Source organism: Flavobacterium sp. FlaQc-30, assembly GCF_044005885.1.
Classification (GTDB): domain Bacteria; phylum Bacteroidota; class Bacteroidia; order Flavobacteriales; family Flavobacteriaceae; genus Flavobacterium.
On record NZ_JBIPCO010000004.1, the window covers coordinates 254503 to 270823 of the forward strand.

At 36.2% G+C, this 16321-nt stretch carries 8 protein-coding genes; 1 reads left to right on the forward strand and 7 read right to left on the reverse strand.

Going from position 1 to position 16321, the window contains the following annotated elements; all coding sequences use genetic code 11:
• Positions 1 to 193 precede the first annotated feature (193 nt).
• Positions 194 to 1405, forward strand: coding sequence for a M24 family metallopeptidase (locus ACHRV0_RS11370; protein ID WP_395440904.1), 1212 nt, complete (start codon positions 194 to 196; stop codon positions 1403 to 1405).
• A 156-nt stretch (positions 1406 to 1561) separates the two neighbouring features.
• On the opposite strand, the gene ACHRV0_RS11375 is transcribed toward ACHRV0_RS11370, so the two are convergent.
• From ACHRV0_RS11375 to ACHRV0_RS11405, 7 genes are all read right to left on the reverse strand, one after another.
• Positions 1562 to 5410, reverse strand: a complete 3849-nt coding sequence (locus ACHRV0_RS11375) for a M43 family zinc metalloprotease (RefSeq protein WP_395440905.1) — start codon at positions 5408 to 5410, stop codon at positions 1562 to 1564.
• 280 nt (positions 5411 to 5690) lie between these two features.
• On the reverse strand, positions 5691 to 7148 hold the full coding sequence (locus tag ACHRV0_RS11380) for a SusD/RagB family nutrient-binding outer membrane lipoprotein (protein ID WP_395440906.1): 1458 nt from the start codon (positions 7146 to 7148) through the stop codon (positions 5691 to 5693).
• Between the two features lie 11 nt (positions 7149 to 7159).
• A complete protein-coding gene (locus ACHRV0_RS11385) occupies positions 7160 to 10354 on the reverse strand; it encodes a SusC/RagA family TonB-linked outer membrane protein (protein WP_395440907.1) in 3195 nt (1064 codons plus the stop codon).
• 496 nt (positions 10355 to 10850) lie between these two features.
• On the reverse strand, positions 10851 to 12146 hold the full coding sequence (locus ACHRV0_RS11390) for an aminopeptidase P N-terminal domain-containing protein (RefSeq protein ID WP_395440908.1): 1296 nt from the start codon (positions 12144 to 12146) through the stop codon (positions 10851 to 10853).
• Between the two features lie 4 nt (positions 12147 to 12150).
• Positions 12151 to 13386 (reverse strand): NAD(P)/FAD-dependent oxidoreductase, encoded by a 1236-nt coding sequence (locus tag ACHRV0_RS11395; RefSeq protein WP_395440909.1) that lies wholly within the window; start codon positions 13384 to 13386, stop codon positions 12151 to 12153.
• A 266-nt stretch (positions 13387 to 13652) separates the two neighbouring features.
• Positions 13653 to 14663 (reverse strand): 4-hydroxyproline epimerase, encoded by a 1011-nt coding sequence (locus tag ACHRV0_RS11400; RefSeq protein ID WP_395440910.1) that lies wholly within the window; start codon positions 14661 to 14663, stop codon positions 13653 to 13655.
• Between the two features lie 3 nt (positions 14664 to 14666).
• Positions 14667 to 16250 carry an aldehyde dehydrogenase (NADP(+)) gene (locus tag ACHRV0_RS11405; protein ID WP_395440911.1) on the reverse strand — a complete coding sequence of 528 codons (1584 nt, stop codon included), beginning with the start codon at positions 16248 to 16250 and terminating at the stop codon, positions 14667 to 14669.
• Between the last annotated feature and the right edge of the window lie 71 nt (positions 16251 to 16321).

The following is a 16321-nucleotide window of genomic DNA, read 5'->3' on the forward strand; positions in this document are numbered from 1 at the left end:
AAACATAGGTTTATTTTTTGGATAAAAGATTAAAATAAATGACACATCATTTACACATAGAGTCTCTATGTGCATTCATGTAAAGTGAAACGCCTTTTTACGCGACAAAAAAGCTATGTTTCTATGTGTTGAAAGTAATCGCGCCCAACGGGTTTAGATAATTTAATTAATCAATTTTTAAAAAATATATAAAATGACAATTGGTATAGGAGGCTCAACTGCTGCTGCGGAGTTAGAAAAAATCGAAAATATGACATTGGATGTAAAGCCAATTCAGCTAGATGAATATTCGGCACGTTTAAAAAAAGCAGTTACGATTATGAAAGACAGCAACGTAAAAGTGCTGTACGTTAATGCAGGAACAAACCTTTATTATTTTACGGGAACGAAATGGAATCCGTCAGAAAGAATGGTAGGCGCTTTATTGTATGATGATGGAACGTTGGATTATATTGTCCCAAAATTTGAAGAGGGTACTTTTAAAAAATACATGCAATTAAACGGAAAAATTAATTGTTGGGAAGAGCATGAATCTCCTTATGCTTTGATGGGAGAATTATTGAAAGGTAAAAACATCCTGAACGGAAATATTGCAATAGACGAGTCGGCTCCTTATTTTTTGGTTGATGGTGTGGTAAAAACAAATCAGTCTTATGCTATTATCAATGCACTTTCTATTACATCAGCTTGTCGCATGCAAAAGTCGGCTAACGAAATTGCAATTATTCAAAGAGCAAAAGATATTACAATGGTTGTACAACGTGCAGCCGCAAAAATATTAAGACCGGGAATTACAGCCGTGGAGGTTACTAAATTTATAAATGAAGCGCACATAAAAGCAGGTGCTGTTTCTGGTTCTTATTTCTGTATTGTTTTATTTGCTGATGATACACAATATCCGCATGGTGTTTCTGTACCTCAGGATTTAAAAGAAAATGGGGCGGTAATTATAGATACGGGTTGTAAATTAGAAGGGTATATCTCAGATATTACAAGATCGTATTCATACGGAACTCCGTCTGAAGAATATAAAACGATTTGGAATTTAGAAAGAGCAGCGCAGCATGCGGCTTTTGAAGCGGCTCAAATAGGAGCGTCATGCGGATCTGTTGATGATGCAGCTAGAAAAATATTATTAGAAGCAGGTTTAGGTCCAGATTATAACTTACCGGGATTGCCGCATAGAGTAGGGCACGGAACAGGTTTAGATATTCATGAATACCCATATTTAGTAAGAGGCAGTAAAATTGAACTTCTTGAAGGGATGGTGGTTAGTAATGAACCAATGATTTGTATTCCAGGAAAATTCGGAATTCGTCACGAAGACCATTTTTACATGACAGAAAACGGGCCAAAATGGTTTACAACGCCAATGGAAAGTGTTGAAAATCCGTTTGGGTATTAAGTACAACAAACACAAATTAATTCGTAAAAATTAGTGTTTAAATTATATTGTTTTGCATGAAGTTTTTATGATTAATGGTATAAAATGAAAAACCGCTGAAAGAGATTCTCTCAGCGGTTTTGTTTTTTAGAATTTTATTGTAATTATTTTTTAGGATTACTTAACGATTAGTTTTTTTCTCTGAGTGAAATTACCATCAGTAAGTACTACATGATAAATACCAGTTGGTACATTCTTTAAGGTATAGCTTGATGTATTGCGAACAGTATCAATTATGGCACCAACATTATTGTAAATCGTAATTACAGCAGTTGCAACATTTACGTTTTCAAAATTGAAATTTACAACATCAGTTGCTGGATTCGGGAACATTGAGAATGATTTTTTACCCGTTAAAAGATCATTTCCTTCAGCTCCAGAAAGTGGCAGATTGATGTCTAGATAATTACTCCAAGCGCTCGTTCCAGATGCATTTGCTGCTCTTACTCTAAATCGGTAAGCCGTTTCAGTTCCTTGTTTCGGAATCCATAAATAATAAGTAGTTGAAGTTCCTGTAGTTGCCCATCCAGTTGAAGCTTTGTATAATTGTACTTCATAGCTTGTAGCATTCGCAACTTCAGTCCAAGAAGCATAGAATCCTGATGAATAAACGCCTGAATTTCCAATATTTGTCGGCGTATTTAAAGTAACCGGATTAGGATTTGAAGCTCCAAAAGTTACCGTGTAATCTTCAACTTCACCGTCGCCAATATTATCGCATGGCGTTGCAGGATTTCCGTTGTATTTCATTACAATACGCATTCTTGTTGTTCCAGTTTCATCTGCAACTGTAAAATTGCCAGTAACTGTACCTGTTGACGAAAGTCCGTTGATTACTTTTTCAGAAGGTTCAAAAATGTTGTTTTTGTTGTAATCGATCCAAATTCCCCAAGATTCTGAATAGTTAGAACCTGAAAAACCTGGCGTTAAACTTACTGCAGCGCTAGTATTAGGCGTTAATGTTATGTTTTTAGAAGTATAATTTCCGTAACCAGAAGCATCTGCACCAGATGTAGTTGTAAAACTTCCAATTGTAACATCTTTGATATATTCATATGAATTGCTTCCTTGCGCTGTACAATAGGCTGATGCAGCTTCGATAACAGCAGTTGCTACATTCGAATAATCTGAGGAAACAGCATTGGCATTGGCTTTAACTCTATAGGTATAAGTATTTCCAGCAGTTAATCCAGTATTAGTGTACGTAACCACATTGGCTCCTAAAGTTGCTATGCTGCTGTAAACACCATCTGTAGAAGCTCTTTCTACTGTATATCCCGTTTCGTTAGTGGCATTATCTGCCCATGTTAAAACAGCTTGAAGATTGGTTGAATTTGCTGTTGCAACTAAATTTGTTGGAGCAGCAACAGTTATTCCGCCTGTTGCTCCTGCAATAATAGCTTGATTTGGCTGTGTGTTATAAGCAAACTCTGAAATTGTATAACCATCTCCGTTTGCTGTTACTTTTACCTTAAACCATCCGTAGCAAGTTCTGCCTCTTCTGCTGTATTCAAAACCTACATAAGCCGTTTGATTGTCCCAAGCAGTGTAAGCTGCTGTACGTAAATCCAATTGATTCGGATATGCACCTGGAGCCGTAAAGTTGCTTGTTGCGCCTATTGATGTTCCTGCAGCGATTTTAGTAATGTTTCGTGTTCCAGTTTCAGTAACCAGTCGTTTGCCATACGTTTCAATTTTTAAAGCATTAGCCGCATATTGCCACGCGCCATACTCTGTATTGTCACCAATTCCTAAATCAAAATATTGCCAAACCGATGCTGGCGAAGCAACATAATCTGGATTGTTAACATAATAGATTCCGTAAGGAGATTCGAATTTTAGATTTATGGTTTTTGCAGCATTGTCAAGCGTTGCTATTCCGCCTGTAATGGCAGCATCTTTAAAGGTTACAATTACTGCAGCATCATTGGCTGGTAAATGTGAACTTGCTTTTCCTGTAAAAGTAAGAGCTGTTTTTGAGTTGCTCTGCAAGGTTAAAACTGCTGTTAAACCTGCTGGAACGCCAGTAATAGTGTAGTCTGTATTTGCGGTAAAAGTGCCAGTGCTTTTTGTAAAAGTTCCATTATTTGTAGACAATGAAATTACTGCATTTGTGGTAATAGCTCCATCATTAGCATCTGCTTCATACAAAGTGTCAGTAGAAAGAACTACAGCTGTTTTTGGAGTCATTCCAGTATAAATTGCAGCTCCTGGCTGTGTATTATAAGCATATTCAGTAATGCTGAAACCGTCACCATTTGCATCAACAGTAACTTTAAACCAGCCATAACAAGTTAAACCATCAATAAGATAATCGAAACCAACATATCCAGTTTTTCCGTCCCAATTAGTATATGTTGCTGTGCGTAAATCTAACTGATTTGGATAAGCACCCGGAGCTGTAAAATTGCTTGAAGCGCTTATAGGAGAATTAGCAGGAAGCAGAGTGATGTTTCTTGTTCCAGCCTCGCACACTAATTTTTTAGCATAAGTTTCAATTTTTAAAGCATTTGCAGTATATCTCCAGGAGCCAAAAGCGGGATCATCGCCTTTGTTTATTTTAAATGCTTTCCAAGTTTGAGCTGCAGATGCTGTTGCGTCTGGCATATCGACAAAGAAAATACCATAAGGATCTACAAACTTAAAGTCGTAGTTTAAGCTGGTACAAGTTAAATCTGCAGTTCCGCCTGTGAAAGCGGCAGGTAAAAATGTGATAGCGCCTTTTGTATTATTGGCAGTTTGATGATTTACAGCGTTTCCAGTTAAAGTTACCGTTAATTGTGAGTTTGAATTAACAGTGATTACAGGTGTAATTCCTGCTGGAAAAGTGTGAGAAAAGTGAGTTCCAGAAGTCATTGTTCCAGAAGAAAGTGCAAATGTTTTTCCAGAAAGTGTTACGACTGATGCTGTGTCAAAAGAACCATTATTAGAGACAGCTTCTTTAAACGAACTTGTGTTTACAGTTAATAAACCTCCTGTAGCGTTAACTCCAGTAGCAATAAGGTTGCTTGCTTGCCAAAGTGATTTTCTTGCCGGATGTTCTAAAGCTGCAACCATTCGGTCAATTTGTCCTTGAGTGTACATTTTGTAACAACCTTGTGCTCCATTATAGCCCATGTAGTTTTCATTGTTAACTCGGTCTCCGTTGCAGTTTGTGCCTTGAGTGCAAGCTAGAGTATGTTTTCCGTCTTCAAGAGGAGTATCGTCTACCTCATCAGTACCTGTACAACCTCCTTCAAAAGTGTGAATTAGGTTCAAGAAATGTCCAAATTCATGAGTAAGTGTAGCCGAAAATTCTGTGCTGTAGGAGTTGTCATAAAGATAAGCTCCATTAAAAACAACTCTCGCCGTATTACTGGCAGTCATTCCAGAATCAGGATACCACGCAACCCCCGAATTGTTTAAAGCGCCATCTGCGTATAAATCGTTTTGAATGTAAACGTTCATGTATTTTGTATTGTCCCAAGCATCGGCTGCAATTTGATCGTCGTAACCACCGCCGTTACCAAAACCGTTTTTAGCAGGATGAAATACAACTCCCGAAGTACAGCCGCCGTTTGGATCGATTTTGGCAAGTTTAAATTCGATTTTTAAAGTACCTCTTCTGGCTTGAAAAAAAGGATCAACCGTTTGATAGTCGGCATTACGACCGTTAAAATCATCATTAAGATGTTGTAAATGGTTTACTATTTTTTGATAAGTAACTGTTTTTCCGCTTTGAACATCGCCGTAAATGTGAAATACAACAGGAATGACATAAGAGGTTTCGGCCATTTTACCAGTTTTTGATTTTCTGGCTGCACTAAAGTTTTTACTAAAAGTATCAAAGTCTTGTTTTTCTTTTAGTGCATGAGGATTTGATTTGTAGATTTTTTCGTTCTCCTCGCTCGTCCGACAGGGAAGACCTTGAGCGCTCATTTTAAGCATCATAAGTAACGATGCGAATAAAAATAATTTTGTTTTCATAAATGTAGGTATTTGTTTAGTTGAACCAAAGGTATTTTTATATGAAATGAGATACTTATACTATTTTATTCGGTTATGATATGAAATTATCTTAAAATTAACTTTAAAATTATGTTATGTGTTTTTATTTAGTTAATTAGGTGTGTCATTGTTTTGTTTTTGTCTTGTTTTGAGATTTCTGCAGAAAATCTAATATTTCAGTTTATTCCAAAGAAAAAGCAGGCGTTTTTAAGGCGCCTGCTTCAATTCAATGAGATATTAAATTGCTTACTAATTCAAATTAAAACTTATCCCAGAATAATTTTGTTGTCATTTTATCACCGCCAATTGCTGTTGCGGCTGCATTGTAGTTTGCTGTATTTAAAGTAGCGTCAAATAAAGAATAAATGTTTCTTACGGGTACTTTTCCTTCAGCTTCAGTAACTGCTGTTATTGGTGCAACTAAAATAGGGAAGTCTAATCTTCTGTATTCTGTCCAAGCTTCAAAACCACGGTTGTAGTACGCAATCCAAAGCTGATACGCTATTTTTTGTTTATCAGTTCCAAAGGCAGTTGCATAAGCAACATCTGTTCTAGCTAGGTAAGTATTAGTGTCAGCAGTTGAAACTCCCCAGTAATCCATACTTGAACGAATTCCTTTTTCATAATATTCTGCAGCTGTAGCACCTACACTAAAACCTCTGCTGGCAGCATCTGCAAGTAAAAAACAAGTTTCAGTATAATCAAAGATTACCCCTGGATTTGATCTTTCTTTTATTCTTACACCTACATTCGAAAAGTTTTTGTAACTAACTTGTTGTGCATACGGCGCGCCTTTGTAAGCTCCTGCAATTTTTGAAGCTGGATTAAAAAAGATGTCTCTTCTAGGATCAGATTTTCCGTTTAATTCGTTTACAAAAAATTCTGACGGCATGATTTGACTTTCGTTTACCAAACTGTTGTATAATGGGTTTTGATCGATTATGGTTTTGTAATATTGAAATAAAGCATTTTCAGCATTATTCCCAATTACGCCTGAGCTGTACGCTGATTCTACCATTGCTTTAGCTTTGGCAGCGTCAACATCGGCTAAGTGCATTCCTAGTTTTAGTTTAACACTATTGGCTAGTTTTTTCCATTGTGACACTTTTCCTTTGTAAATAAGATCAGCTGATCCAAAACTGTCATAGCTGCTATCCATATCTGCAATCGCAGCATCTAAACGTGTTGCTAAATCTAAATAAACTGTTTTTGCATCGTCGTATTTTGGATTTGGATATTTTTCTATATCTAAAGCTTCTGAATATACAATGTTTCCAAAAAGATCTACTAGTGTTTGGTAAGCCATTATAATTTGAACTTCCAAAATAGCAATTCTATTTTTTTTAACAGCTGCTTCAACAGGACCTAAAGCCTGCTCTTCGGTTATTTTCTTTTTTGCAATTACGAAATCCTGCAAAACATCTCTGTAAAGTATTACAGAATGAGAGTTGCCTAAGTTTCTCTTAGCTTGATTGTAATTTACTTCGTCTGTATAAGTCGATGTAGTCCAATGCTGTGCATAACCTCTAAAGTTATTATCATTAACAGAAGCATTAGTCAAGAAATAAGAATAATTTACTTGAGAACTTGTCATTAAACTTCCTGGTAGGGCTGAGGTATATGCTTTTGTATTCTCGTTTAATCTGTCGATGTCTTCGCAAGAAACAGCAGAACTTAGCAATATTCCGGCAAGGAGTATGGTTGTTATTTTTTTCATTTTGTTTGTTTTTAGAATTGAACTTTGATGTTAAAGTTGTACTCTTTTGTTGTTGGTAATACTCCAGTTTGAAAACCTTGCATATTTCCAGATGATGTTCCAGCTTCTGGATCAGCATAAGGAAGATTTTTGTGGATAATCCATAAATTGCTTCCATTTACTGCAAAAACAAGACTGTTGATAAAAGTATGCGTCAGGTATTTTGAAGGGAATTTATAGCTTAAACCTACTTCGCGTAATTTTACATAAGAAGCGTCGTAAACATAAGCCTCTTGAGGCATCGAGTTGTAAGTGTTGTAATCAGCAGGAACAACTGTTGTATTTGGTGTTCCATCTGCTTTTACGCCCGGAAGAATAATTCCACCGCCATCAGCAATTGAGTTTCTTACAGGATTTCCTAAGTGATTGTTTCCAACTGTGCTTTGGTAAATACCTGTAGTATGACCGTATTGTTGATCTAGAGACCATACGCTTCCGCCTTTTTTCATGTCTATTAAGAAGTTGAAAGCGAAATCTTTGTAACGGAAAACGTTGTTGATACCGCCAGTCCAGTCAGGATTTACGTCACCAATTGTTGCTCCAGCTACTACTTCATATAAACCGTTTGCTTTTACAACTCTTTCGCCATCTAGATATTTAAATCCTCTTCCGATGAACTGACCAATTGGTTTTCCAACCTCAGCAATGTATCCTACTCCTTGAAATGAACTTATCGAAAGTCTTTCAGCACCATTTAGATCAATAACCTTGTTTTTGTTAGATGCCCAGTTGATTCTGGCTTCCCATGAAAAGTCTTTGGTTTGAAACGGAATCACATTCAACGAAAGTTCATAACCTTTGTTTTCAACATTCCCGCCATTAATCCACTGTCTGCTGTAACCCGTTTGTACAGGAACCTCGATAGATAAAATTTGGTTTGTAGTATTGGTTTTGTAGTATGAAAAATCTAAACCAATTCTGTTTTTTAAGAATTTAAGCTCAACACCGGCCTCAACACCTTTTGTAAGCTCGCTTTTTAAGTTAGAATTGCTTTTGTTGTTTTCATTTGAAAAACGAATTCCATCAGGACCAAAATTGCTGTTTTTTGCAAACGTTGATTGAATAACAGCAAACTCAGCGTCGTTACCAGTTTCTGCATAGTTTAAGCGAAGTTTTCCAAAAGATAACCAGTCTGCATTAAGATGTTTGCTGAAAATGTAAGTTCCTGTAATAGATGGGTATGTATAAGTATTGTTTTTCTTAGGAAGCGTAGAAGATTGATCTACTCTGTATGAACCTTCAACAAAAAAAGTTTCATCAAAATTGAAAGTAGCATTTGCATAAACACTGTTTGTACCTATTGTTTCGTAAAACTCGTCAGGATAGTTAATAGGAGCAATCGTGTTGCTTAACATGTATTTACCAGGAACAATTAAACCTCCATTGGTTCTGGCATAAGTATTACTGTTTACTGAGCGTCTTGTATTACCTCCTAATAATCCATAAAATTTGATCGTTTCAGTAATATCAGTTTTAAAGTTTAAGATTAGATCTAAATTGATCTCACGGAATGTTTTGTCATATCTAGAATATTGTCCTAACATATTGGCTGTTCTTTTAGAACCTACAGCAATACGTTCTTCTTGCAATTGAGTGTAGTAATCAACAGATCCTTTTCCTACAATGTTTAACCAGCTTGCTACATCTGTACTTAATGCAAAATTACCAAAGAAACGATCTCTGTTTAAAGAGTTGTAATTGTTGTAACGTTGAAAGTATGGGTTGTCATGAAACTGAACACTTAAGTCCGTTGGTCCGCCAACACTCCATGTTGTGTTTCTTTTAGTTAAATTGTAAGCATCTTCTAAATCCTGAAAATCAGCACTCATATTGTACCATTGTCTTACACTGCTCAAGTAGTTATTTCCACCATCTCCGTAACCTGTTTCGTTCATTCCTTTAGCGTATGCTTTCAAGTAATTTGCCGAAGCAGAAATTTTTGTTTTTGAACTAAGTTTGTAGCTTGATGAAAAATTAAAGTTGTCTTTTTTGTTACTGCTGTTTGGTAGAATTCCTTGCGTCTGGTTATAGTTTGTATACCCAAATCTAAAATCTCCATTTTCATTTGATGCCGAAACAGCGATGTTGTTCGTATACGTAAGACTCTTTTGGTAAAAACTGTTTGGATTCTTTTTTACAGGTGCCCAAGGCTTTGCAATACCATATGTAGGTAATTCTGGGTAAAAAGAGTTCCAGTTGTAAACCAATAAATTTGGATCGTATTTTGGTCCCCAAGATGCATCATCTGTTGCTGCGTAAGGGTGCGTACCGCTGCCTAAATCTACAGTTCCATAAAAATCACCATATCCGCTTCCGTATTGATTTTGGTATTCTGGTAATGTTTTTTTGTCTACAGATCCAACATTTACTCCGCTTGTAAAAGTAATTCCTAATCCGCCTTTAGATTTGCTTCCTTTTTTTAATGTAACAAGGATAACACCATTTGCAGCTCTAGAACCGTACAAAGCAGAAGCCGCAGCACCTTTTAAAACGTTCATAGATTCAATATCGTCAGGGTTTATATCTGATGCCGCATTTCCATAATCGTATCCACCAGTATTTCCGCCAATTTTTTGTTCGATTGAATTTGTATTGTCGTTATTTAAAGGGATTCCGTCTACAACCCATAAAGCTTGGTTGTTTCCTGTAAGAGAAGACGATCCACGAATAATAACATTTGTTGATCCGCCAATGTTGTTATTTCTTCTAATATCAACACCAGCCACTTTTCCCGAAATAGAGTTGGCAACGTTTCCGCTGTTAACTCTTGTCAAATCTTCACCTTTGACTTCTTGTGTAGCATAACCAAGAGATTTTTTCTCTCTTTTAACACCTAAAGCGGTTACTACAACTTCTTGAAGTGATGTTGAACCTCCAGACATTTTAATATTTATTTTGTTTGTAGATGCTGGTACTTCCTGAGCTTTCAGTCCTATATAGTTAAATGTTAAAACTTGGTTTGCAGATGCGCTGATGGAAAAAGCGCCGTCAAAGTCTGTTTGTGTTCCTGTTTTGGTTCCTTTGATGGATACACTTACGCCTGGTAAAGGCAGTCCTGCATCATCGGTAACAACTCCTGTCACTATTCTTTCCTGGGCAAAGATTAGCTGCGTTGCAAATACAAAAAAGAGTATCGCAATCTTTCTAAAATAAAGGTTAATTCTCATATTATGATTTTATGATTAGTAGGTGCAAATATTTTGCATTTATGGTTTTTTTTATGCCAATATATTATCATAAAATCAGATTATATTATCGTGTTTTGCGTATTGTTTATTTTGTTATTTTGCAGTTGTAAGTATTTATTTGCGTAAGAAAGCTGCGGTATTTTACATTTTAAAACTTGCAGACATTTGGTTAAGATAATCTAGACATTAAAAAAGTATAAAAATTTCATTTTCAGAATAAAAAAAAACAGTTACAAAATTGCTCTTGTAACTGTTTTTTTATGATGATAAATTTTAAGTCCCAACGGGACAATGTGATTAAATTTTAAGTATAATATTGTCATTTCGACGAAGGAGAAATCTTCGCAAGTAACTCCGCAACGAGAATCCGATCTTTGTCGAGCTTCTCATGAAGATTTCTCCTTCGTCGAAATGACAAAACTTTGCGATTTTGTTTCTTAACTTAATGATACTACCCTCTGGGACTTAAAAGAAACTATTTGTGCTGCATCAATTTTTCGATATCTGCAATTTCAATAGGCAATGCTTCAGAAAGGTTTATGTTTCCATCTTCTGTAAGCAGGTAATCGTTTTCTAATCGACAGCCAATTCTTTCTTCTCTAATATAAATTCCGGGTTCGCAGGTCAATACCATTCCTTTTTCTAAAGTGCGGGAATACAATCCAACATCGTGAACATCAAGACCTAAATGATGAGCCGTTCCGTGCATGAAATATTTTTTGTAAGCTGGATAATCAGGATTTTGGTTGGCAATATCTTCAGGAGTAATCAGTTTTAATTTAATTAATTCCTGTTCGATTAAAGCCGCCATTTGCTTTTCGTAATCGCTGTGACGAATGCCTGGTTTTAACAGTTTTGAACCTTCTTTTAAACAATGCAGAACAGATGAATATACTTCGCGCTGACGAGGTGAAAAAACACCATTTACAGGAACACATCTTGTAGTATCTGAATTGTAGTTGGCATAACAAACACCAAAATCGACTAAGATCATATCATTTTCTTTGCAAACGGCATCATTAGTATTGTAATGCAGAGCGCAGGCATTTTTTCCAGAAGCAATAATAGGTCGGAAAGCATGACGAGAAGCGCCATTTTTAATCACTTCATAAATCAGTTCAGCCTCTAATTCAAACTCTTTAATGTTTGGTTTAACTGCTTTTAAAAGACGTTCAAAACCTTTCACGCTGATTTCAGAAGCTTTTTCTATAAGAGCAACTTCTTCCGTAGATTTTATAGGGCGTAATTCACGTGTAATTTTTGCTGCACTGTAGTATTGATGCAATGGATATTTTTCTTTACACCATTGAATCATTCGATCTTGACGAGTCGTCATTTCGGCGGTTACTCTTTTGATGTGTTCATTATGACCCAAATAAAAAGCATCGGCCTCAAAAGCAAAAAGCTGTAAAGTCTTTTCGAATTCATGAACCCATTTTATGTTTTTTATACCCGAAATTGCTGAAGCTTCTTCTTTGGTCAAAAAATCACCATCCCAAAGTTTGGTGTGCTCGTTTACTTCTTTTATAAATAATATAGTTCGATTTTCTTCTTTGTAGGCATCCGGACAAATAACCAAAATAGTTTCGTCCTGATCAATTCCCGACAGGTAAAATAAATCGTTGTTTTGAGCAAATCCCATTACATCATCTGCATTGTTGGGCATTACATCATTAGAAACCAAAACCGTAATGGTGTTTGGGTTCATTTTTTCAGAAAAACGTTTTCTGTTTTCGATGAATAAAGAAGGGGATATGGATTCGTATCTCATAAAATTATAATTGAAACATTTCTGTATTGACCGATGTGGTTTTCTCCGAAATAATCTCCGAAACCAGTTTTCCTGTTGCCGGTGCTAAACTTAATCCCATCATCGCGTGTCCTGTTGCCAAAGTTAAGTTTTTTATTTTTTTGTCTCGCGTAATTATTGGCATTCCAGACGGTGTGCAGGGTCTAAAACCAAACCAAGTTTCTTTTTCTTCTGGCATTTCGATTTTTAAATCGGGATAAAAGTCGTTAATGCTGTTTACAATTCCCTGCACTCTGTTTTTGTTTATTTGAGTGTCATTTGTATGCGTTATTTCCATAGTACCGCCAAAACGAATATCGTTGTTCATAGGTGTAACAGCGACTTTTCCTTCGCATAAAATGGCAGGAATTGAGGGTTTTTGTTTGGTATCCTGTAAAGTAAAACTATATCCTTTTCCGGGCAAAATTGAAATTGATCGATGTAGTTTTTTTGCAATTTCCGGGCTCCATGATCCTGTTGCTAAAACGACTTCATCTGTTTTAAATGGTCCTATATCAGTAATTATTTCTGTAACAGAATTGTTTTTTATAACGAAATCTTCGACCAAAGTTCTATTGTAAATTTTTACATTCAATTTATCTAATTCACCTTTTAAAAAGCGCATGAATTTTTGCGGATAAAGATGTGCGTCACTTTTATAATGTACCCCGCCAATTACGTCTGTTCGAGTTCCTTTCTCAAGTTTCGTTACTTCGTCTTTGGATAAAAAATCGACTTCTAATCCAAAAGAAGCAGCCAGTTCCCCTTCATGGATTATTTCTTCTCCTGTTTTTTCTGTTTTATAAAGCATTAAAAGACCTTTTTTCTCGTAAAAAAAGGAATCGTTTTCTTTAGTAAAATCCTCGTACAATTCTTTGCTGAATAATGATAAATTGCAAAGTGCCGGCATCGCTTTTTCGACATGTTGTTTATTGGCATGTTTATAAAATTGAAGTCCCCATTTTGCAAGATCAGCACTTAATCGCGGCTTTACATAAAAAGGACTTTGGCTGTCAAACATCCATTTTATGCCCTGTGCAATCATTCCGGGTTGTGCCAATGGAATAATGTGAGAAGGAACAATCATTCCGGCATTTCCATACGAACAGCCGTCGGTCATATCTGATTTGTCAAAAACAACTACTTCATAACCTTCTTTAGCGAGATAGTATGCAGAACATAGTCCTATTATTCCGCCGCCAATAATACTTACTTTTTTCATTAAAATTATGCATTTTAGAAAGCATTGGTAAGCGTGTCTTCTCGCTGAAACCAATGATTTATTTTGATATTAAATTGATCTGCTGCCTGTAATTTTTTTAAACACATAGAAGCATAGGCTTTTTGTATAATACAAGAATACAAAAGAGAAATGCATTTCTCTCACAAAGCCTACTTTGTGTATTTAAAATAAGTGAAACGCCTTTTTTTGGGATTAAGCATCTATGTTTCTATGTGTTAAATAATTGTATTAATACGCAAAAAAAATTAGATTACTTGAAATCCAAATGCGTAAGGATCATCTTCTTCATCAATAATTATATTGTTGTAACCATATACTTTTGCCCATCCTTGAATGCTTGGTACAATGGCTTTAATATCTCCAATAGAAGTTTCTTCTTCAACTCTTCCTATAAATTTACTGCCAATAAAACTTTCGTGAATAAAATCTTCGCCTTTTTTCAGTTTGCCTTTCGCATGAAGTTGCGCCAATCTGGCTGAGGTTCCTGTTCCGCAAGGCGAACGATCGATTGCTTTGTCTCCGTAAAAAACCGCATTTCGCCCAGACGATGATGAGTCTAATGGATCACCTGTCCAAAGCATATGACTTACATCTCTAATAGTGCTGTTTTCTGGGTGAATAAACTTGTCAGGATATTTCTCGTTGATGCGTTTGCGAACTTCCTGACTGTATTGTACAATTTTTGCCGCGGTAAAATCTTGTATTCCCGAAAAATTAGTCTGCGGATCTACAATAGCGTAATAATTTCCGCCATAAGCAACATCAAAAGTTATTTCGCCAAGTTCAGGACAATCAATAGTAAGTCCTTCGGCAGCGAGATATGATTTTACATTGGTTAAACGTACCCAATCTACTTTTTTTCCTGTTTGCTGATATTCAATTTGAACTAAACCAGCAGGCGCTTCCATTTTTATTTTTCCTGGAATTTTTGGAGTAACCAATCCTTCTTCAACCGCAATGGTAATTGTTCCGATAGTTCCGTGGCCGCACATAGGCAAACAGCCGGAAGTTTCGATAAACAAAATACCAAAATCATTATCAGGATTACTTGGCGGATAAAGTATACTGCCGCTCATCATATCATGACCTCGGGGTTCAAACATTAGTCCTTTGCGAATCCAGTCGTATTCTTTTAAAAAGTGCTGGCGTTTTTCGCTCATATTGTCACCAATTAAATTTGGACCGCCGCCGGCAACCACTCTCACTGGATTACCACAGGTGTGTGCATCGACACAAAAAAAAGTTTTTCTTGGCATAAATTAAATAGGTTTGTTTGTTATTACATCATTAACAGTTCTATTGATATTTAATGGGTTTTTATTTTGAAGTGCTTCCGGAAGTAATTCATCCGGCCAATTTTGATAGCTGAAAGGGCGTACCCATCGTTTTACGGCATGAATTCCCACAGCGGTAAATCTAGAATCTGACGATGCAGGGTAAGGGCCTCCATGCAGCATCGAAGCGCATACTTCAACACCAGTAGGAACTCCATTAAAAATTAAGCGTCCAACTCTGTTTTGTAAAGCGCTTATAACAGTGTCATAATTTGAAATTTCGGAAGATTCGGCAATTATAGTTCCAGTCAGCTGTCCGTCTAATTTATTAATAATAGTGGTAAGTTCTTCTAGATTTTCGCATTGAACGATAATCGAAAATGGACCAAAAACTTCATGGCTTAATATTGTATTTTCTAAGAATGTTTTACCATCTACACTTAGTACAGTCTGCTGTGCATAATTAGGTGCAGTTTCTTCCTTGTATTCGGCAACAGTTGTAACACCATTTTGAGATCTGATTTTTTCTCTGCCGTTATTAAAATCAGCTTTAATTGACGGATGCAGCATACAAGAAGGTGCTATTTTCTCAATTTCTTCGGATAATTCTTTTGTAAACTGATCTAATTCTTTTCCTTTTATTCCTAAAAGTAATCCAGGATTGGTACAAAATTGTCCCGTTCCAAGTGTTATTGAACCAGCATAAACGGCTGCCCATTTTTTGCTGTTTTTTGCTAATGCTTCGGGTAAAATTACAACAGGATTTATGCTTCCCATTTCAGCAAAAACAGGTATTGGTTCTGGACGTTGTGAAGCCAGATTAAATAAAGCACGTCCTCCATTTATACTTCCTGTAAATCCAACAGCCTTTACAAGCGGATGTTTTACTAAACTTGTACCAAGTGTTGTACCGCTGCCAATTAAATTAGAAAAAACACCTTCGGGCATTTGGTGTTTTTTTGCCGCTTTGATCACTGCAGATGCAACCATTTCTCCAGTTGCAATGTGCATAGAATGACTTTTAACAATTACGGGACATCCCGCAGCTAAAGCCGATGCAGTATCACCTCCTGCGGTAGAAAATGCAAATGGGAAATTACTAGATCCAAAAACAACAACAGGACCTAACGGAACCAGCATTTTGCGCAGATCTTCTTTCGGGAGCGGTGCTCGATCAGGAATTGCTGTGTCAATAGTAGCTTCAAGCCAGCTTCCTTCTAAAAGCATATTGGCAAAAGAACGTAATTGAAAAATAGTACGTCCTCTTTCAGATTCTGCTCTGCCTTTTAAAAAACCTGATTCGGTGCAGTATATTTCTAATAAAGCATCTCCCAATTCTAGGATTTCGTCTGCAATTGAATTTAAAAAAGCAGCTTTTTTTGCCGCTGGATAATTTTTATAAATTTTAAAGGCATCATCCGCTAAAGCAACCGCCTGTTCAATTTCTTCAGGAGACGCTTCTGTAAAAGTCCATGGATTTTCTATATTCCACTGCGGGTTTATGGTTTTATATGTTTTGGTTCCGCCCGCCAAAAGCTGGCTTCCCACATAATTTTTTCCTGTAATCATTTTTATATATATTAAGATTAAAGTTAAATCCAGATTTGTTAAAAATTACAGTGTTTTGTGTGCTGGTTATT